The sequence below is a fragment of the Rhodococcus sp. BP-261 genome (genome assembly GCF_019835205.1).
In the GTDB taxonomy this organism is placed as follows: domain Bacteria; phylum Actinomycetota; class Actinomycetes; order Mycobacteriales; family Mycobacteriaceae; genus Rhodococcoides; species Rhodococcoides kyotonensis_B.
The window spans coordinates 1-19,825 of sequence record NZ_JABUCO010000001.1; the positions used below are offsets into that span (position 1 = coordinate 1).

Annotated in this window: 17 protein-coding genes; 3 read left to right on the forward strand and 14 right to left on the reverse strand. The window is 66.1% G+C overall.

Annotated features, from left to right (window positions below):
- Positions 1-492 precede the first annotated feature (492 nt).
- Positions 493-1,764, reverse strand: a complete 1,272-nt coding sequence (gene tyrS / locus HQ354_RS00005; protein ID WP_068420898.1) for a tyrosine--tRNA ligase — start codon at positions 1,762-1,764, stop codon at positions 493-495.
- A 50-nt stretch (positions 1,765-1,814) separates the two neighbouring features.
- Positions 1,815-2,429, reverse strand: a complete 615-nt coding sequence (locus HQ354_RS00010; protein ID WP_068420896.1) for a DNA-3-methyladenine glycosylase — start codon at positions 2,427-2,429, stop codon at positions 1,815-1,817.
- A 97-nt stretch (positions 2,430-2,526) separates the two neighbouring features.
- Between HQ354_RS00010 and HQ354_RS00015 the strand changes: the two genes are divergently transcribed.
- Genes HQ354_RS00015 through HQ354_RS00025 form a run of 3 tightly spaced genes read left to right on the forward strand, consistent with a single transcriptional unit; the run spans position 2,527 to position 4,621 of the window.
- Complete coding sequence (locus HQ354_RS00015; protein WP_068420894.1) at positions 2,527-3,264, forward strand: ABC transporter ATP-binding protein; 738 nt, start codon at positions 2,527-2,529, stop codon at positions 3,262-3,264.
- Entirely contained in the window at positions 3,261-4,016 is a 756-nt protein-coding gene (locus HQ354_RS00020; protein ID WP_068420892.1) for an ABC transporter permease, read from the forward strand. Before HQ354_RS00015 ends, HQ354_RS00020 begins: the two co-directional genes overlap by 4 nt.
- Complete coding sequence (locus tag HQ354_RS00025) at positions 4,013-4,621, forward strand: TetR/AcrR family transcriptional regulator (RefSeq protein ID WP_254303368.1); 609 nt, start codon at positions 4,013-4,015, stop codon at positions 4,619-4,621. Before HQ354_RS00020 ends, HQ354_RS00025 begins: the two co-directional genes overlap by 4 nt.
- Before the next feature lie 11 nt (positions 4,622-4,632).
- Here the strand turns inward: HQ354_RS00025 and HQ354_RS00030 are convergent, their stop codons facing one another.
- The 12 genes from HQ354_RS00030 to pheT all read right to left on the reverse strand — a co-directional run bounded on the left by HQ354_RS00030 (position 4,633) and on the right by pheT (position 19,786).
- Positions 4,633-4,842, reverse strand: a complete 210-nt coding sequence (locus HQ354_RS00030) for a Trm112 family protein (protein WP_068420888.1) — start codon at positions 4,840-4,842, stop codon at positions 4,633-4,635.
- Between the two features lie 86 nt (positions 4,843-4,928).
- A complete protein-coding gene (locus HQ354_RS00035) occupies positions 4,929-7,946 on the reverse strand; it encodes an AMP-binding protein (protein WP_167675072.1) in 3,018 nt (1,005 codons plus the stop codon).
- A gap of 105 nt (positions 7,947-8,051) precedes the next feature.
- Complete coding sequence (argH, locus tag HQ354_RS00040) at positions 8,052-9,485, reverse strand: argininosuccinate lyase (protein WP_222633961.1); 1,434 nt, start codon at positions 9,483-9,485, stop codon at positions 8,052-8,054.
- Entirely contained in the window at positions 9,482-10,681 is a 1,200-nt protein-coding gene (locus HQ354_RS00045) for an argininosuccinate synthase (protein WP_068420882.1), read from the reverse strand. Before HQ354_RS00045 ends, argH begins: the two co-directional genes overlap by 4 nt.
- Before the next feature lie 61 nt (positions 10,682-10,742).
- Entirely contained in the window at positions 10,743-11,258 is a 516-nt protein-coding gene (locus HQ354_RS00050; protein ID WP_068420984.1) for an arginine repressor, read from the reverse strand.
- Positions 11,255-12,190 (reverse strand): ornithine carbamoyltransferase, encoded by a 936-nt coding sequence (gene argF / locus HQ354_RS00055; protein WP_068420880.1) that lies wholly within the window; start codon positions 12,188-12,190, stop codon positions 11,255-11,257. Before argF ends, HQ354_RS00050 begins: the two co-directional genes overlap by 4 nt.
- Positions 12,191-12,192: 2 nt before the next feature.
- The gene (locus HQ354_RS00060) at positions 12,193-13,389 is read right to left on the reverse strand and encodes an acetylornithine transaminase (RefSeq protein ID WP_068420879.1); all 1,197 of its coding nucleotides are present in this window, start codon (positions 13,387-13,389) and stop codon (positions 12,193-12,195) included.
- Positions 13,386-14,309 carry an acetylglutamate kinase gene (argB, locus tag HQ354_RS00065; protein ID WP_068420878.1) on the reverse strand — a complete coding sequence of 308 codons (924 nt, stop codon included), beginning with the start codon at positions 14,307-14,309 and terminating at the stop codon, positions 13,386-13,388. The genes HQ354_RS00060 and argB overlap by 4 nt, the downstream gene beginning before the upstream one ends.
- On the reverse strand, positions 14,306-15,532 hold the full coding sequence (gene argJ, locus HQ354_RS00070) for a bifunctional glutamate N-acetyltransferase/amino-acid acetyltransferase ArgJ (RefSeq protein ID WP_068420877.1): 1,227 nt from the start codon (positions 15,530-15,532) through the stop codon (positions 14,306-14,308). Before argJ ends, argB begins: the two co-directional genes overlap by 4 nt.
- The gene (gene argC / locus HQ354_RS00075; protein WP_167675066.1) at positions 15,529-16,596 is read right to left on the reverse strand and encodes an N-acetyl-gamma-glutamyl-phosphate reductase; all 1,068 of its coding nucleotides are present in this window, start codon (positions 16,594-16,596) and stop codon (positions 15,529-15,531) included. Before argC ends, argJ begins: the two co-directional genes overlap by 4 nt.
- Positions 16,597-16,676: 80 nt before the next feature.
- Positions 16,677-17,261 carry a hypothetical protein gene (locus HQ354_RS00080; protein WP_167675064.1) on the reverse strand — a complete coding sequence of 195 codons (585 nt, stop codon included), beginning with the start codon at positions 17,259-17,261 and terminating at the stop codon, positions 16,677-16,679.
- A gap of 38 nt (positions 17,262-17,299) precedes the next feature.
- A complete protein-coding gene (pheT, locus tag HQ354_RS00085) occupies positions 17,300-19,786 on the reverse strand; it encodes a phenylalanine--tRNA ligase subunit beta (protein ID WP_167675062.1) in 2,487 nt (828 codons plus the stop codon).
- Positions 19,787-19,825 lie beyond the last annotated feature (39 nt).

Sequence of the window (19,825 nt, forward strand, 5' to 3'; positions counted from 1 at the left end):
CTCACCCCAGACGGGAAGAATGAAGCAAGAAGACGTCACACCCACACCCCGAAAGGCATGAGCGCCAAAAACATTCGGCACTGACATTCATCGACACACTGTTGAGTTCTCAAAGAACACGCGCACATCGCCGGCCTCGGGAATCGAATCCCGGGGCGTCTGAGGCAACCGTTCCAGCCTAACTGATCCAACCGACCGAGTCAATCGGCCGTTTTGTCGGACCCACCGAACGAACAAGCGAACTCGTTACGATCGGGATTATCATCGCGTAACCCGTACAACCTCGTTGTCTCCGGCCTCTCGGCTCGGAGTCGGTGTCCGTGTCGCTCTGACTTGGACAAAGTTACGCGGCGGAAAACATCACGTCAAATTCCCAGGTCGCCCTGCAACCCGGGGGGTAAACGCCGAGGTAGCGACCCCAGCCGGAGCGACATACCCGCTCCGAACCTGAAATCACATGCTTGTGACTCGCGCCACCCCGGCGAACTTACCTCAGCGCAGGTGCACGCCGGCGAAGTTTCGCTTCCCTCGTCGAACGACGAGCCACTTTCCGTGGAGGAAATCGTCGGGCGACGGCGTCCAGTCCTCGTCGGGGATCTTCACGTTGTTCACGGACGCGCCGCCTTCCTTCACCGCGCGGCGGGCGGCACCCTTGCTCTCGCACAGGCCAGTACCGACGAGCAGGTCGACGATCGTCGACGGCTCCCCCGCACCCATGTCGAAGACCGACGTCTCGCGAAGAGCGGCTGCCAGGGTCGATTCGTCGAGTTCCTGCAGTTCGGCGCGTCCGAACAGCGCCTGGCTCGCCAATTCGACGGCCTTGGTGTTCTCGGCTCCGTGTACCAGCGTCGTCATCTCGGCCGCGAGTCGCTTCTGGGCTTCACGGGCATGAGGACGTTCGCGAGTCGCCTCGTCGAGTTCTGCCAACTCCTCCTGCCCGAGGAACGTGAACCACCGCAGGTATTTCACGACATCGGCGTCGCCGGTGTTCACGAAGTACTGGTACCAGGCGTACGGACTCGTCATCTCGGGGTCGAGCCACAGGCTTCCGCCACCGGTCGACTTGCCGAACTTCTTGCCGTCGGCGGACGTCACCAGGGGGACGGTGAGCGCGTGCACCGACTCTGCATCGGTGCGGCGGTTCAGTTCGACGCCGGCGACGATGTTGCCCCACTGATCGGAGCCGCCGATCTGCAGCGTGCAGCCGTGCTTGCGGCGCAACTGCACGTAGTCGTTTGCCTGCAGAAGCATGTAGCTGAACTCGGTGTACGACATGCCGTCGGCTTCGAGACGCGTCTTGACGGTGTCGCGAGCGAGCATGACGTTCACCGAGAAGTGTTTGCCGATGTCGCGCAGGAAGTCGATCGCGGTCAGCTCACCCGTCCACGACAGGTTGTTCTCCACGATCGCACCGGTGGCCGGATCGCCGAACTCCACGAAGCGTTCGAGTTGTCCGCGGATGCGGTCGGCCCACTCGCGCACGGTGTCGGAAGAGTTCATCGTGCGTTCGCCGACGTCGCGCGGATCGCCGATCAGACCCGTCGCACCACCGGCCAGGACGATCGGACGATGCCCTGCTCGCTGGAACCGCTTCAACGCCAGCAGCGGAACGAGATGACCGGCGTGGAGACTTGGGCCCGTCGGGTCGAACCCCGCATACAGAGTGATCGGCTCCCCCGACGTCGCCTTCTTCAGTTCGTCCAGGTCGGTGGACTGCGCGATCAACCCGCGCCAGGTCAGTTCGTCGATGATGTTCTCACTCACCCGTCGATCTTCCCGCATCTCCGTCCGCTCGTGCGTCCGAGGTCCGCCCGTCAGTCTCCGGGAACCGCGCGAGGGCTGCGTCGATATGCCGACACTGCCCGCGAACTCGGGTCCCAAAGCCGCCACGCTCTGTCTGCGCCGGTACTCACCCCGACGCGCGGGCCGTACGCGATGTCAGGGATGGCGCGTGCGTCACCGAGCTTCGACAACCTCACCGGCGACGCCGCGTCGAACAGATCGGTTCCGTTGTCCGCCAACGATATTGCGAGCGCCGACCCCAGATTTCCCGGGCCGCTCGCCAACTTGTGTTCCGGCGCTCGCGGGCCGCGTCGCGAGAATGCGACGCCCTCCCCCCGCGTCACCTCACCGGCCCGCAGCAGGACCGCGCCCGCCTCGCCGTCGGGACCGCAGGTGACGTTCATGCACAGGTGCATGCCGTAGCTCAGGTACACGTAGAGCCTTCCCGCGCTCCCGAACATGACGGCGTTGCGCGGCGTCGGACCTCGGTACGAATGAGCAGCCGGATCGGGCCATGGGCCGCCCTCCGGGCCGCCGTATGCCTCGACCTCCACGATCTCGATGCTCACGTCGTTGGCAGCCAGCGTCGCCCCGAGAAGATGCCGAGCTGCGTCGACCGGGTGTCCTGTCAGAGCAGCGATATCCACGTGAAGTCATCTTGCCGCCCGTTGACTTCGCATCGGCCGTGGGGTCATAATTCATCACAGGGTGAAATCATCGAATGGTGAATTCAGGGAGGGCGTCATGACGGACATCGGACCGGCAATCGTCGTCGACAAGCTGACCGTGCGGCGGGGCAAACGGACGGTCCTCGATCGCGTGGACCTCGAGATACCCCGAGGTGCCATCACCGGGCTTCTCGGCCCGTCGGGCTGCGGTAAGACGACGTTGATGCGCTCGATCGTGGGCACCCAGATCGTCGAGAGCGGAACGGTCACCGTGTTGGGATCACCTGCCGGTGCGAAACAACTACGGTCGAAGGTCGGCTACGTGACTCAGGCGCCCAGCGTCTACCGGGATCTCACCGTTCGCGACAACATCGCGTACTTCGCCGCGCTGTACGGCCGCGGCAGCACCGCGGTCCAGTCCGCGATCGACACCGTCGGGCTCGGTGACCATGCGTCGTCGATCAGCGGTGGTTTGTCCGGCGGGCAACTCTCACGTGTGTCGCTGGCGAGCGCGCTCGTCGCGGAACCCGAGGTGCTGATACTCGACGAGCCGACGGTCGGCCTCGATCCCGTTCTGCGCTTCGAGCTCTGGGAACGGTTCACCGACATCGCCGCCGCCGGCACGACGATCCTGGTGTCGAGCCACGTCATGGACGAAGCCGAGCACTGCAGCACGTTGATCCTCATGCGCAACGGAACCGTCCTCGGACGACCGACGCCCGACGAGCTGCTGCGCACCACGGGCGAATCGACCCTCGAGCACGCCTTTCTCTCCCTCGTTCGGGCACACGACACCATGGAGAAGACGTCATGACCGCACAGATCTACGCCGCGGGCACCGGACGCATTCTGCGTCAGCTGCGTTCGGATCGCCGGACCGTCGCGATGATTCTCTTCGTCCCGTCGCTGTTGATGGCGCTGCTGTACTTCCTCTACGACGACGTACCGGTACGACCCGGCGCCCTGCCGCTGTTCGATCGGATCGCGATCACGATGCTCGGCATCCTTCCGTTCGTCGTGATGTTCCTGATCACGTCCATCGCGATGCAACGTGAGCGCAGTTCCGGCACGCTCGAGCGGCTGCTCACGACACCGATGTCGAAATTGGATCTGTTGGCGAGCTACGCCACCGCGTTCTCTGTCGCCGCGGTCCTGCAGGCCCTCCTGGCGTGCGCGGTGTCGTTCGGGCTGCTCGGTTTGACGACGGCGGGTCCGGTTGCCTGGGTGTTGCTCATCGCGGTGCTCAACGCAGTTCTGGGCGTCGCCCTCGGATTGCTGTGCAGCGCCTTCGCCCGCACCGAATTTCAGGCCGTGCAGTTCATGCCCGTCGTGGTCGTTCCCCAACTGTTCCTGTGCGGTCTGTTGGTTCCGCGCGAGCAGATGCCGGACTGGCTGCACGCGATCAGCAACGTGCTTCCGCTCAGCTACGCCGTGGATGCACTACAGGAAATCTCCGCGAATCCCGCCTTCACCGGGCGGATGGGCGTCGACATCGCTGTGGTCGCCGGTTTCACCCTCGTCGCCTTGTGCGCGGGCGCCGCGACGCTTCGGCGGCGGACTCCGTGACGGACACCGCCCCACCTGCACGTTCCGGCCGACGCCCGGGCCGGTCCGGCACGAAGGACGCAATCCTGACGGTCGCGCGTCGGCGCTTCGCGGAAGCGGGATTCGACAGGGCTTCGGTCCGGTCGATCGCGTCGGACGCCGGGGTGGATTCCGCGCTCGTCCACCACTACTTCGGGACCAAGCGTGACCTGTTCGTCGCGGCCGTCGCACTGCCGGTCGACCCGGACGAGACATTGAAGCCGATACTCGCAGCAGACATCGACGTCCTCGGCCCGACGCTCGCGAGAACGATTCTCGGCGTCTGGGACTCGGAGAACGGTCAGGGAATCGTCGCTGCGTTTCGGTCGATGATCGCGAGTGGCGACACGAGCTTGATCAGCAGCTTCCTGTTGCAGATTGCGTTGCGAGACACCGCGGTTCGCGTCGACGTACCTGCCGGTTCCGGGCTCGAACGCGTTGGTCTCGTCGCGTCGCAGATGGCCGGATTGCTGCTCACCCGGCACATCCTCGAACTCGAACCCATCGCGTCGATGCCTGCCGATCGTCTCGTGGCCGTCGTCGGGCCGACGCTGCAGCGCTATCTGACGGGCCCGCTCCCCGACTGAGTGCCGGTGAACTACGCCGATCGAGCTCGGCTCAGGATCGACTCGTGCTCGGCGTCGTCGACGTCACGAGCCTCGTCGACCAACAGAACCGGAATTCCGTTCTCGATCGGGTACGCCCGACGCAACCGCGGGTTGTAGAGCAACTCGTCCTCCACCAGCAGGAGCGGGCCCTTGTCCACCGGGCAGGCAAGGATGCCGAGGAGGTTCTGATCGATTGCCACTGAAGTCCTTTTTCTCGCAGGTTCACGACTTCCCGTGAGAAGTCCGTCCGTTCAAACTACCGAACCGAGCACGCGTGCCGAACGGGCTACCTGTCGTCCACGTCGTCGGATTTCGTGAACCGCTCGGCGACGACTGCCTTGGTGAGCCGTCGATACGTGCCCTGGTCGGCGTCGTAGAACCATGACCTCGCGCTCGGCGCGGGTAGTCCGAGTTTCTGCAGGTCGGAGGCGCGCGGCCGGTAGGCCCTGCCGAGGGGGATGTCGTCGACGATGTGCACGATGTCCGGCCGCCCGGACGGCAGCAGCACGGCCATCGCGTCGGTGACGATGCGCGCCGACAGCGACGTGTGTCCACGCGTCGACACCGCGCACACCGCGATTTCGTCGACGCCGTAATCCCACCGTCGCGGCGCCCCCGCGGACTCCGGCGCTTCGATGCCGTACACGACGACCGATTCCACGTCGTCCACCTCGCCGAACGCGTCGATGATCGGCTGCGTGTACACGGGCCCGCGTGCGGCTCTCACGACGGTGTCCTTGCGATCGACGAGCCAGTAGTCGCCGTCCGCGTCACGCCGGAACAGATTCTCCGTCGGCACCCACGAGTCACCCGGTTGGAACACCCCCCGCATGAGCGGGCTGGTGACCTCGCCCTCGCTGTTCGGTCGACCGAGTAGCAATCCGATCTCGTCGTCGCGGCACACGCGGACGAACCCGTTCTCGTCCTCTTCGAGGCGGCCGGTCATCGGGTCGTAAGCAGCGAGTTCGACGCGGGCGCTGCCCGGCAGCGGCCTGCCCTTCGAACCTATCTTCGCGCCCCCGACGTTCGCCAGAATGACGTCGTTCTCGGTCGACGCGTAGAACTCGAGGACCCTAGCCGGCGAGAACAGGTGCAGCGTGCGCTTCCACAGATTCACGGGCATGCCGGATCCGATGAACAGACGGACCGGGTGATTACGGCCGAGTTCGAGGTCGTCGTCGTCGAGAATCGTCTGCATCATCGCCCACGTGTAACTGATGACCGTCACGCCGTAGCGGGCCACCTCACTGGCGAAACGCGTGGAATCGAGCCCGCGCGACAGAGCGATACGCGACCCGCCCGCAAGCGCGCCGCCCACGCTGACGAGAAGGCCCGCCGAATGGTGCAGCGGTGCAAGGCAATACACGGTGTCGCCGGCACCGAGCGCGGCAGCCGTCGCAGTTCCGTACGCCGACAACGCCCATCGATGATTGGTGATGAAGCGCGGCTCCAATCCGCGATCGGTCGCCGTGAACAACACGACGGCCAATTCGCGGGCACGTCCTGGATCCGGCTCGAACCATGCGGGGAGCCGCACCGAATCGGGATCGATGGCCTCGAGATCGGTGACGTCGGCGCCGTCGGGAATATCCAACTCGCGCTCGTCGCCGCCGCCGAGAACCAAGACGTTGACGGCGAGAAGTGTTGCGGACTTGAGGTTTTCCGGATCCGAGATGACGATGTCGACGTCGACCACACGCAGCGCACTGTCGAGGTCCCCGCCCGGAGGCAGCATGACCGCGACGGCGCCGATACGGGACAGCGCAGCGACGGCCGCCAGCGCGCTGGGTCGCGTCTCCATCAGCACACCGACGCGCGCCGACGGGCGAACACCCGAGACGATGAGCCCTCGAACCACGTTGTCGATCCGGACGTTGACCGCCTGATAGGTGTGCACACGGTCGTCGAACAGGAAGCATTCGCCCGCGGGAGACCTGCGTCCCTGTTCCGCGAGCAGGCGTCCGAGCGAGACGGTCGTGTGCGGCTGCATCTGACCGAGCCGAGCCAGTCGCGGCAGCGTGCGAACCGCCTCGGTCGAAATCTCGCGCGTGCCCCGCACCGCGCCGGTGGCCGCAGCCGCCAAACCTTTCCCGACGCCGACCCCCACTTCGGCGATCGATGCGGCCGTGTGGATCAGCCGGTTGCTCACCGAGACACCACTGTCGGTATCGGCGTGCTCGTCGTAACTCATCTCGAACACGGTGTCGGGCTGCTCGCCCAGCCCTTCCCTCCAGCGGATCCACTCCCCCGTCGTCGGCCAGGTCTGCGACGCCGCGGTGCTACCCACCACGAGCCCGAAATGCCCTGCCCGGAGCGTGGTTTCGTAGATCTCGGCCCGCGGGGCCGCGCGCTTGATGCCTCGGACGGCAAGGGGCTGACCGATGTCGTCGACCTCACCGACGAATGCGAGCACCGGCACCGTCAGGTCGGCAAGCGTCAGCAGACGATCCTTGATGACGAATCCTCCCGTCATCATGCGGTTGTGCACGACGAACTGCTTGAGCAGTTCGGCCACCGCCGGCCCCGACCACGCGACCCACCCGTCCAAGGCCAGGAAGCGTCGTTGCGGCTCTCGCGGCAGCAGAGCGTCGCGGTCGTGCAACTGCCGCAGGAAATCGAGTCGCGAACGCACCGTCTTCGCCGGGTCCAACAACTGAAAACCCGTGCGCGCCATCCATCCCGACACCGCAAGGCGCGTGAAGACATGGTCGGCGAGGAACTCGGCTCCCCGGGTGGCAACCCCGGCCGGAATGCCCAACGGCAACGCCGCCAACGTGTCGACAGGAGCGCCGAACGTGATCAGACTGGCCAGATTCTTGCCGCCCCGGTAGGCGGCCGCCTGGTAACAGAACATGCCGCCCTGCGAGTAGCCACTGAGATGCACGTCGCGACCGGTGAGTGCGTGCACCTTGTCGACGACCTCACTGATCGCGACGACGTGATCTGCGAGCGTGCGCCCCCAGCCGCCTTCCTCGGTGTCGGGCGATCCGAAGTCGACGACCCACGGGTCGAGACCCATGCTGTGCAGGATGCCCGCGGCGCCTTGGTCGGTGGTGACGTCGTAGACGTCCGCGGACACCATCATCGGCGGCACGAGGACTACCGGAGGCTTCGACTCCCGGTCCGCGTCCTCCGGGAAGTATCGACGCAATCGATACATCGCGTCCCGGTCGACGACCTTGAACGGCGACGGATCGACTTCGGTCTCGAGGCCACCGAGCCGGATGACCTCCAGACCGTTCTGTGCAGTGGCGATCGCACGCCGCAACGGCTCCCGAAACGCATCTGCATTCAGTCCCACCACAACAACTCCTGCGTTCGACTCGGCGACCCGACCGCCCACCCACCTTCGTAGGTTGAAGCTTCTCACACCGACCGCATCGAATTCCGGCGTGCGTGACTTTTTGTGTCAGTCCGTGATTAGTGCTGTCCGGGCCCACGTCCGTAGTTGCTCGGCCGACGATCGAACGCCACCCAATTGTGACGCGACCTGAACCGCAGCCGTACCGCCGCGCGAATCCCGTGAGGAAATCGATCCCTCGACGGTGAGAACCTCACGAACGGCAGGCGTCAGCGACGAGTCGATCGACGCCAACTCCTCGTCGGTCAGCTCGTCGAGTCCGACGCCACGAGCCTCGGCGGCCCTGACGCATGCGCCGGCTGCCTCGTGCGCGATTCGGAACGGCGTTCCCTGCCGGACCATCCATTCGGCGATGTCGGTCGCCAACGTGTAGCCGGCAGGCGCCAATTCGGCCATGCGATCGACGTCGAACGTCAGCGTCGACACCAATCCCGCGAGGGCAGGCAACAACAACTCCAGTTGCGCGACGGAGTCGAAGACGGGTTCCTTGTCCTCCTGCAGATCCCGGTTGTACGCGAGCGGCTGCGCTTTCAGCGTCGCCAACAGCCCGGTGACGTTTCCGATGAGTCGTCCCGTCTTGCCACGCGTCAATTCCGCGACGTCCGGATTCTTCTTCTGCGGCATGATCGAACTGCCGGTCGACCACGCGTCCGCGAGCGTGACGTAACCGTATTCGGGCGTGCTCCAGGACACGATCTCCTCGGCGAGTCGCGACAGGTCGACGGCCGTCATCGCGAGCACGAACGCAGCCTCGGCCGCGAAGTCACGCGACGACGTGGCATCGATCGAGTTCTCGGCCGACGAGTCGAATCCGAGTTCGGCGGCGATCTGCTCTGGGTTCAGTCCGAGCGACGAACCTGCCAGAGCGCCGGAACCGTACGGGGACACCGCAGCTCGTTTGTCGAAGTCCTGGAATCGCTGGACGTCGCGCAGCAGCGGGTGCGTGTGTGCCAACAAGTGATGCGCCAGCAGAACCGGCTGGGCGGCCTGCGAATGCGTCTTGCCCGGCATGACGGCACTCGGATGCGAAGCCGCCTGCGTCGTCAACGCGTCGACGACGTCGAGCACGCCCGCCGATACACGACGGACCGCGTCGCGCAACCACATTCGGAACAACGTCGCCACCTGGTCGTTCCGCGACCGGCCTGCACGCAACCGCCCGCCGACCTCGGGTCCGACGCGGTCGATGAGCCCGCGTTCGAGCGCACCGTGCACGTCCTCGTCGGACTCGGCGGCGACGAACTCACCCGAGGCGACATCGGCGGCGAGGCGCGCCAAACCGTCGAGCATCGTCTCGAGGTCCTCTGCGGTGAGCAGACCGGCACCGTGCAACACCCGCGCGTGTGCCATCGACGCGCGAATGTCGTAGGGCGCCAACACCCAATCGAAATGCGTCGACTTGCTCAGCGCCGCCATGGCCTCTGCAGGGCCGGACGCGAAACGCCCGCCCCACAGAGACCCTTCGTTGGTCTTCTGGCTCACAAGCCCAGGTCCCGCTTGGCCGCGATCTTGGAGGACAGGCCGTGCAGCTGCACGAAGCCCTTGGCCGACGACTGGTCGAACGTGTCGCCCTCGTCGTACGTCGCGAGGTTGAAGTCGTACAGCGACTCGCCGCTGCGACGACCGTTGACGTTGATCGTGCCCGCGTGCAGCGTGAGTCGGATCTCACCGGACACGTGCTCCTGGGTGTGCGTGTTGAACGTGTCGAGCGCACCCTTGAGCGGCGAGTACCAGAGACCGTCGTAGACCAGCTCGGCCCACTTCTGGTCGGTGTGGCGCTTGTAGCGTCCGAGCTCGCGCTCGAGGGTGACGTGCTCGAGCTCCTCGTGCGCGCGAATGAGCACCATTGCGCCCGGTGCCTCGTAGATCTCACGGCTCTTGATGCCGACGAGACGGTCCTCGACGACGTCGAGACGGCCGACACCCTGAGCGCCTGCGCGGGTGTTGAGCTCCTGGATGGCTTCCAGCACCGAGACGGGACGGCCGTCGATGCTGACCGGACGACCCTTGTCGAAGCCGATGATCAGCTCGTCGGGAGCCGTCCAATTGGCCGTCGGATCCTGCGTGTAGTCGTAGACGTCCTTGGTCGGCGCGTTCCACAGATCCTCGAGGAACCCGGTCTCCACGGCACGACCCCAGACGTTCTGGTCGATGGAGAACGGCGACTTCTTGCTGACGTTGATCGGGATCTTGTTCTCTTCGGCGAACGCGATGGCCTTCTCACGGGTCCACGCGTAGTCGCGGACCGGAGCGAGGACGTCGAGCTCGGGTGCGAGGGTGTTGAAGCCGACCTCGAACCGGACCTGGTCGTTGCCCTTGCCGGTGCAGCCGTGCGCGACGACGGTTCCGCCGTGCGCACGCGCGTTCTCGACGAGGTGCTTGACGATCAGCGGACGGCTGATGGCCGACACCAGCGGGTAGCGATCCATGTAGAGAGCGTTGTTCTGGATGGTCGGCAAGCAGTACTCGTCGGCGAACTCGTTGCGAGCATCGACGACGACGGCTTCGACTGCGCCACAATCGATCGCACGTTGGCGCACGACCTCCATGTCCTCGCCGCCCTGACCGAGGTCGATGGCGACGGCGACGACCTCTTTGCCGGTCTCCTTGCCGATCCAGCTGATGGCGACGGAGGTGTCCAATCCCCCCGAGTAGGCGAGAATGACGCGTTCGGCCATGGTGTGTGCGCTCCTTAACTAGCTTTTGTGTAGGTCTGTCGTTGTGCCGTCGACGGGGTGTTCACTCCCCGCGTCGGGCCAGTTTCTCTATCTTGTCCGCGAGCTCGCTGCCGGTCGTGGGCTCGCGCGCGATCATGAAGATCGTGTCATCCCCGGCGATCGTCCCGACAACCTCCCTCAGCGACGCCCGGTCGAGCGCGCTCGCGAGATAGTGCGCCGCGCCAGGGGGCGTGCGCAGGACTGCTTGGTTCCCGCTCGAATCGGTCGAGACGAGCAGCTCCCCGAGCAGTCGCGTCAGGCGGTCGGTGCCGCCCGACACGCCGCGGACGGGACTGCCGTCCTCTGGCACCACGTACACACCGACCCCGCCGTCCGCGGCGCGCAGTTTCACCGCGCCGAGTTCGTCGAGATCTCGCGACAACGTGGCCTGGGTGACGTCGATACCCTCGGCCGCCAGCAGCGACGCGAGCTCCGGCTGACTTCTGACCTGGTTCGTCGCCAGCAGAGTCACGATCCGCGCCTGCCTGCCTGCGCGGGTCGATGCCGTCAGCGGCGTCGACGACACCCCCTCGCTCACGGTCGTCGCGCCTGCTCGAGCAACCACACCAGAAGTGCCTTCTGGGCGTGCAGACGGTTCTCCGCCTCGTCGAGGACGACGCTCTGCGGGCCGTCGAGGACCTCGTCGGTGATCTCCTCGCCGCGGTGCGCGGGCAGGCAGTGCAGAACGACGGCGTCGGACTTCGCCTTGGTCAGCAGATCGGTGTCGATCCGGTACGGCCGGAACGGCGCGACGCGGTCGAGGCCGTCGTTCTCCTGACCCATCGACGTCCACGTGTCGGTGACGAGCGCGTCGGCGCCGGCCGCAGCTTCGTGGGGGTCCTCGGTGATCGTGATGGTGGCGCCGGTCTGCTCTGCACGCGCACGCGCCGCGTCGACGACGTCACCCAGCGGCGCGAACGCCTTCGGTGCAGCGATGGTCACGTTGATGCCCGCGGTGACACCGCCCAGCATCAGCGAGTGCGCCATGTTGTTGGCGCCGTCGCCGAAGTACGCCAGCTCTAGCCCCTTCAGGTTCCCCTTCTGCTCGACGAGTGTCTGCAGATCCGCGAGCACCTGGCACGGGTGGAACTCGTTGGACAGCGCGTTGACGATCGGAACCGTCGATCCGGTCGCCATCTGCTCGAGGCGCTTCTGGCCGAACGTGCGCCAGACGATCGCGTCGACGTACCGCGACAGGACACGGCCCGTGTCCTGCAGCGTCTCCTCGCGTCCGAGCTGCGTGCTCTGGCCGTCGACGACGACCGCGTGACCGCCGAGCTGCGCGATACCGATCTCGAACGAGAACCGCGTCCGGGTCGAGTTCTTCTCGAAGATGACGCCGACGCCCTTCGGTCCTTCGAGCGGTCGCTTCGAGAACGGTGCACGCTTGATCTCGGCGGCGAGCGCGAGAACTTCGCCCTGCTCCTGCGGGGTCAGGTCGTCGTCACGCAGAAAGTTCCTCAGTGCCATGGTTATTCCGTTTCCTGGGCTGTGTCGAGAATTGCGGGCAGGGCCGTCACGAACGTCGCCGCCTGCTCCTCGGTGAGAACGAGGGGCGGGGCCAGGCGTAGAACGTCGGGCTGTGCGGCGTTGATCAGGAACCCGGCGTCACGCGCTGCGGCTTCGGCCTTGGGCGCGACGGCTCGAGTCAGCACGACGCCGAGTAGCAGGCCTGCGCCCCGTACGTGATCGACCAGCGGGTGGTTCAGTTCTTCGATGGAATGCGTGATGACCTTGCCGAGTCGATCGGCGTGGGACACGAGATCCTCGTCGGCGATGGTCTTCAGAACCGCGAGAGCCGCCGACGCGCATACCGGGTTTCCGCCGAACGTCGTGCCGTGCTTGCCGGGATGCAGCAGGTTGCCTGCTTCGCCGATGCCGATGCAGGCTCCGATCGGCAGACCGCCGCCGAGTCCTTTCGCGAGGGTGATGACGTCCGGCACGATGCCGACGGCCTGATGCGCGTAGAACCATCCGGTCCGGCCGATACCCGTCTGCACCTCGTCGAGGATCAGCAGCGCACCGTGGCGTGCCGTGATTTTCCGCGCGGCAAGAAGATAACCCTCCGGCGGGACGACGACGCCACCCTCGCCCATGATCGGCTCGAGGAACACCGCGGCGGTATCCGAGTCGACGGCTGCTTCGAGTGCGGCGACGTCGCCGTACGGCACGTGGTGCACACCGGCAGGCATCGGTTCGAACGGTGCACGCTTGTCCGGCTGGCCCGTGAGCGCCAGCGCACCCATCGTGCGGCCGTGGAACGCCTTCTGCGCGGCGATGATCTTCGGACGCCCGGTCAGACGTGCGATCTTGAACGCGGCCTCGTTGGCCTCGGTTCCCGAGTTGCACAGGAACACTCGGCCGTGGGTGCCCGCACCGAGGTGCGACAGCAACTGTTCGGCGAGAGCGATACCGGGTTCGGTCGCGTAAAGGTTCGACGTGTGACCGAGCGTCGAAAGCTGTGTGGTCACCGCATCGACGACGGCCGGATGTGCATGTCCGAGAATATTGACAGCGATGCCGGCCAGCAGGTCGAGATAGTCCTTGCCGTCGGCGTCGGTCACGACGGCTCCCTGACCGCGCACCAGCGCGACGCGAGGAACACCGTAGTTGTCCATCAGCGAATTCGACCACCGGGTCTGGAGGTCTGCTGTCCCGTGATCACTCATGAAAGGCCCCCTGTGACAGTAGTGTTCGAGTCGGATACGGGCAGCTTGGCCACCATGGTGCCGATGCCTTCACCCGTGAACAGTTCGACGAGCACCGAATGCGGCACACGTCCATCGATGACGTGCGCGGACGGCACACCCCCGAGGACGGCGCGCAAGCATGCTTCCATCTTCGGGACCATCCCCGCGTCGAGAGACGGCAGCAGCGCGGCCAACGCGTCGGGGTCGATCTCGGACGTCAACGACGACCGATCCGGCCAATCGGTGTACAGCCCTTCGACATCGGTGAGCACGACGAGTTTCTCCGCGCCGATCGCCTCGGCAAGTGCGGCAGCCGCGGTGTCGGCATTGATGTTGTGCACGACGCCGTCCGCGTCGGGTGCGATGGTCGAGACCACCGGAATGCGCCCTGCCGCAACGAGATCGAGTACCGCGTCGGGGTTGACGGACGTGACGTCGCCGACAAGACCGATGTCGGTGAGAACGCCGTCGACCATCACCTCGCGCTTGGATGCGGTGAACAGGTGCGCGTCCTCGCCCGAGATTCCGACGGCGTACGGGCCGTGACTGTTGATCAGCCCCACGAGTTCTCGGCCCACCTGACCGAACAGGACCATGCGCACGACGTCCATGACCTCGGGCGTCGTGACGCGGAAGCCGCCGCGGAATTCACCGGTCATACCGAGCTTGGACAGCATGGCCGTGATCTGCGGGCCGCCTCCGTGCACGACGACCGGCTGAATACCGGTGGTGCGCAAGAACACCATGTCCTCGGCGAACGCGCGTTTGAGCTCGTCGTCGACCATGGCGTTGCCGCCGTACTTGACGACGACGATCTTGCCGTGGAACCGCTGCAGCCACGGCAGTGCTCCGGCGAGTGTGTGCGCCTTCTGCGACGCCGACAGTTCGGGTGCGGTCATGACGAGTACGCCGAGTTCTCTTCGACGTACGCGTGCGACAGATCCGTCGTTCGAATGGTGACCGAGCTGTCACCGATTCCGAGGTCGATGACGACCTCGATGTCCTCGCCGGACAGGTCGACGTCCCTGGCACCGGGCGCGCCGACGCCGTCGACGCAGACGGGACTGCCGTTGAAGGACACCGAGATTCGATCGGGGTTCAGCTCGATCGGCGCGATGCCGATGGCCGCGAGCACACGGCCCCAGTTGGGGTCGGACCCGAACAGCGCGGTCTTGACGAGGCTGTCGCGTGCGACGGTACGTGCACCGATCAACGCATCGTCCTCGGACGCGGCGCCGGACACCGTGACCTTCACCCGCTTCGTGACACCCTCGGCATCGGCCATCATCTGATCGGCGAGGTCGTCGCAGACGGCCAGGACGGCGGCGTTCAGTTCGTCCTGGGTCGGCGTCACGCCACTGGCACCGGACGCGAGCAGCAGCACGGTGTCGTTGGTCGACGTGGCGCCGTCGACGTCGAGGCGGTCGTACGACAGTCTCGTCGCGTTGCGCAACGCCTCGTCCAACTGCTGTGCGGTGGCGACGGCGTCGGTGGTGACGACACTGAGCATCGTGGCGAGCGACGGAGCGAGCATGCCTGCGCCCTTGGCCATACCGCCCACGTTCCATTTGTCGGTGTGGTGAAAGGCGGCCTGCTTGGGGACGGTGTCGGTCGTCATGATGGCGTATGCCGCGTCGGTCCCGCCGGAGATTCCTCCCGCGAGTTCGTGCACGACTTCGGTGACGCCGGGAATCAGCTTGTCCATCGGCAAACGGTCACCGATCAGACCCGTCGAGCAGACCGCGACCTCGACGGCACCCGTCTCCGTACCCCAATTGCTCAGTGCACCTGCGACTTCCTCCGCAGTGCGATGCGTGTCCTGAAACCCCGGCGCGCCCGTACACGCGTTGGCGCCACCGGAATTGAGAACGACAGCACGAAGCTTGCCGGTCTGCAGTACCTGCTGCGACCACAGCACCGGTGCAGCCTTGACCTTGTTCTGCGTGAAGACGCCTGCCGCGGTGGTGTCCGGGCCCTCGTTGAACACCAGCGCCAAGTCGGGCTTGCCGTTCGCCTTGATTCCGGCCGCGATACCCGCACCGCGGAACCCGGCGGGCGCGGTGACGCCCTGACTGCGAACGAGCTTGCCCGACAATGCCTGTGCCTCGGTGGCGCTGCTCACGGTGCGACTCCAACTGTCGAGAGACCATCGGTCTCGGGGATGCCCAAGGCAAGATTCATCGATTGGATCGCGGCGCCTGCGGTCCCCTTGGTTAGGTTGTCGACGGCGGCGACCACGACGAGCAGACCTGCGTCCTCGTCGACGGACACACTCATCTGCACGGCGTTCGACCCGATCACCGCACCGGTCTGCGGTAGGCGACCTGCGCCGAGTACATGAACGAAAGGCTCGGCAGCGTACGCCTTTTCGTAGACCTCGGTGGCCTGCTCCTGCGTCGCCGTCGTCACCGCGGTGCAGGTGGCGAGGATGCCGCGCGGCATCGGCGCGAGAACGGGAGTGAACGACACCGTCACCGGCTCCGGCGACAACGCGGACAAGTTCTGCGCGATCTCCGGCGTGTGCCGGTGTGCGCCCGCAACGGCGTACGCCCGCACCGACCCCATGATCTCCGCGCCCAGCAGGTCCGCTTTCGGGGCGCGACCCGCACCCGATGCTCCGCTGACCGCGACGACGTTGACGCGCGGTTCGACGATGCCGGCCGCAACTGCCGGAGCGAGAGCAAGAGACGAGACCGTCGGATAGCAGCCGGGCACGGCAATGCGCGTCGCGCCGACGAGCTTCTCACGATGACCGGGCAGTTCGGGCAGACCGTACGGCCAGGTACCGGCGTGAGCCGACTTGTAGTACTTCTCCCACGCGGACGCGTCGGACAGGCGGAAGTCGGCGCCACAATCGATGATCACGACGGACTCCGGCAGCTGCTGGGCGATCTCCCCCGACTTGCCGTGCGGAAGTCCGAGGAAGACGACGTCGTGGCCGGACAGCTCGTCGATGGTGGTTTCCGTGAGGACTCGATCGGCGAGCGGGAGCAGGTGCGGATGGAACTCACCCAGCGCCGAACCGGCATTTCCACCTGCGGTGAGCGAACCGATCACGAGGCGACCCGACGCCACCCCTGGGTGTCCGAGCAGCAGGCGCAGAATCTCGCCACCTGCATATCCGCTTGCCCCCGCGACGGCGATCCGCAGCGGAGAGGTCTCCACGTCATCAATCCGAGCGTTCATACGATTGATTATGCATCATCATGCAAGCTCATTCATGACTGGGGTCGGGCCGTCCCATGTGCACGAAACTACATAGCCCGCTAAGTATTCTTGTGCACGTGCTCCGAAGGAGCCTTCATCGACCGCCGGATCTCGTCGAGCTTCTTGCGACCCGCTTCTTCACGGTCGTTCCACTGCTCGTCGAGAGAGTGGCCGGCCGGACTGCTCTGATCGAGTTCCTCCGCGCCGAGGGCCATCGCCGACCGGCCCTCCACTTTGCCGCGAACCGAGTCCCACGTCGGAACGCCCTGATCGGTGTAGCCGGTCGGTGACTCGTGATTGGACAGGCCTGCGCTGACGCCGCCGCCGATCGCCCCGTCGATTGCGCTGTCGTCGACCAACTCGGCGTCGATGATCGTCTGCCGAGGAAGCTGGGTCGGTGTGCCGCCCAGCGGATCACCCAATGGCTGGTCGATTCTGGGCTTGGTCACGTGCGGAATGTCCACGTCCGGGATGTCCCCGGGCGGAACGGACGAGGGGTCGTCCGAACTCGCCGTGTCGAGATCGGCCAGCAGTGCCGATGCGGTCGCGTGCAGCGGCGCAAGCGCCGGGCGGCCCGACACTGCGGCCAGGACCTCCCGTAACACCGCGACGTCGGACCTGCCCTCCACCCCGTGAATGCTCATGCCTCCACGCTACGTACTTCGGCGCGAGTCCGGGAGGGTCAGCGTCGAAGTTCTGCGCCCACGGCCGCCGCTGCAGCGGCCACGGCGGCGTCCCGCGCCTCCGTCGCCTGCGCCTCCGTCAACGTTCCTTCCGAGCTGCGGAACACGAGTGCGAAGGCCAGCGACTTCCGGTTCTCGCCGACTTGTTCGCCTTCGAAGACGTCGAACAGGCGAAGACTCTCCAGCAACTCGCCTGCACCCGTCCGAAGGGCCGATTCGACGTCGGCAGCAGGAACCGATCTGTCGACGACGACTGCCACGTCCTGCAGGACCGCCGGGAACGGCGACACGACCGGTGCAGGCAGCGACTCGACGATCGGCAATGCATCGAGATTCAGCTCGACGGCACACGTGCGAGCCGGTAGGTCTGCTCGCTCGAGCACCGCCGGATGCAGCTCACCCGCGTGCCCGACGACGACACCGTCGACGAGGATTTCGGCGCAACGGCCCGGATGCCACGGCAGGTACTGCGCAGCACGCAACTCGATGTCGACGCCCGCAGCCGCCGCGACCGTGCGCGCCGCGTCGAACGCGTCCGACGCCTCCGCGGCACGCCCCTGGCCCCACGGACCCGACGGCTCACGCTGTCCGGACAGCACGACGCCGACGTGCACCGGCTGTGCGGGCAACGACGCGCGCAGTCGGTCGATCTCTTCGTCGCTCGGACGCGTGTGGACGGCCAGAGCCTCGACCGCGGCGGTGTCGTCGCCGGGCAGAACGACCTGGGCAATTCCGAACAGCGACAGGTCGCGCTGACCGCGGGACACGTTGCGCGCCAAGATTTCCAGCAACCCCGGCAGGATCGTCGTCGCGAGCTCGGGGCGGTCGGCCTCGAGAGGATTGAGCACCGACGTCGTCCGACGACGAGCATCGTCGGCAGGCAGGCCCCAGATGTCGAACACACCGGTGGGCAGGAAGACCGTCGGGAGCACCTCGACGTACCCCGCGAAAGCGAGGGACTTTCCGACGGCTCTCTTCCGCTTCTGCGTCGCGGTCAGCCCACGCCCGGCCGGTGCAGCCGGCAGCACGGACGGGATCTGCTCCAGACCCTCGAGACGCAGTACCTCTTCGACGAGGTCGGCCGGCTGCTGCAGGTCGGGACGCCAGCTCGGCGGCGTCACGACGAGCTCGCCGTGTCCACTGGCGCTGACACCGACCTCGACGTCGCAACCGATCTGGGTCAGGCGACGCGCCGCGACCCCGTTGGGGTAGGTGACGCCCGCGACCCGGTCCGGGAGATCGATGTCGATCCGGACAGCCGGGAACGTGTGCACCGATCCGATGTCGGTCAGGACGGGCTCGACGTGACCGCCTGCGATCTCGACGAGCAGCTGAGCGGCTCGGTCCAACGCCGCCACCGGCAGGGCGGAGTCGACCGTGCGCTCGAAGCGCTTGCTCGCTTCACTCGACAGCTTGTGACGACGACCGGTGCGGAACACCGCGAGCGGATCGAACGTCGCGGCTTCGAGAATGACGTCGACGGTGTCGTCGCCCACCTCGGTCGACGCGCCACCCATCACGCCCGCGAGCGAGATTGCGCCGGAGTCGTCGGCGATGACGACGTCTTCCGCGTCGAGCGTGCGTTCGACGTCGTCGAGAGTCGTCAGCTTCTCCCCCGCCTTCGCGCGGCGGACGACGATTCCGCCGGTCAGCTTCGCCGCGTCGAACGCGTGGAGTGGCTGGCCCAACTCGTGCAGAACGTAGTTCGTGACGTCGACGGCGGCAGAGATCGGCCGGATCCCGGCGAGGAGCAGCCTGCGCTGCATCCACCACGGCGTGACCGCCTTCGGGTCGATCCCGCTGACCTTGCGCAACGCGAACCTGGATGCGCCGGACTCGGGTTCGACCGTCGTGGGCCAGGTGTCGCCCTCGTTGTTCTGCACCGGTCCTGCGGCGGGGTCGGCGTAGTCGAGATCGAAGCTGCTCGCGAGTTCGCGGGCGAGGCCGCGCACCGAGAACGCGTAACCGCGGTCCGGCGTGACGTTCAATTCGATGACCGAATCATCCATGCCGAGAACGACTTTGGCGTCGTCACCAGGCGCGGCGGTACCCTCCGGCAGAACCAGGATGCCCGACGAGTCCCTGCCGAGGCCCAGTTCGGCCGTCGAACAGATCATGCCGTTGGACGTCTTGCCGTACGTCTTGCGCGCCGCGATCGCGAAGCCGCCCGGCAACACGCTGCCCGGTAGGGCCGCCACGATCAGGTCGCCCTCGGCGAAATTCCGTGCTCCACAGACGATTTCCTGCGGCTCGTCGTTGCCGACATCGACGTGGCAGAAGCGGATCGGCTTCTTGAACTCGGTCAGTTCCTCGATCGACGTCACGCGTCCGACGACGAGCGGACCGGTGACGGTGTCGAGGGAATCGAGTTCCTCCACTTCGAACCCGACCCGGACGAAGCCCTCGTCGAGCTCCTCGGGAGTCACTTGCCACTGCGGCGTGGATCGCTGCAGAACCTCGGTCAACCAGGAATGTGGAACTCGCACGGTGCGTTCAGCTCTCTCTACGTGTCTGATGCAGGAATG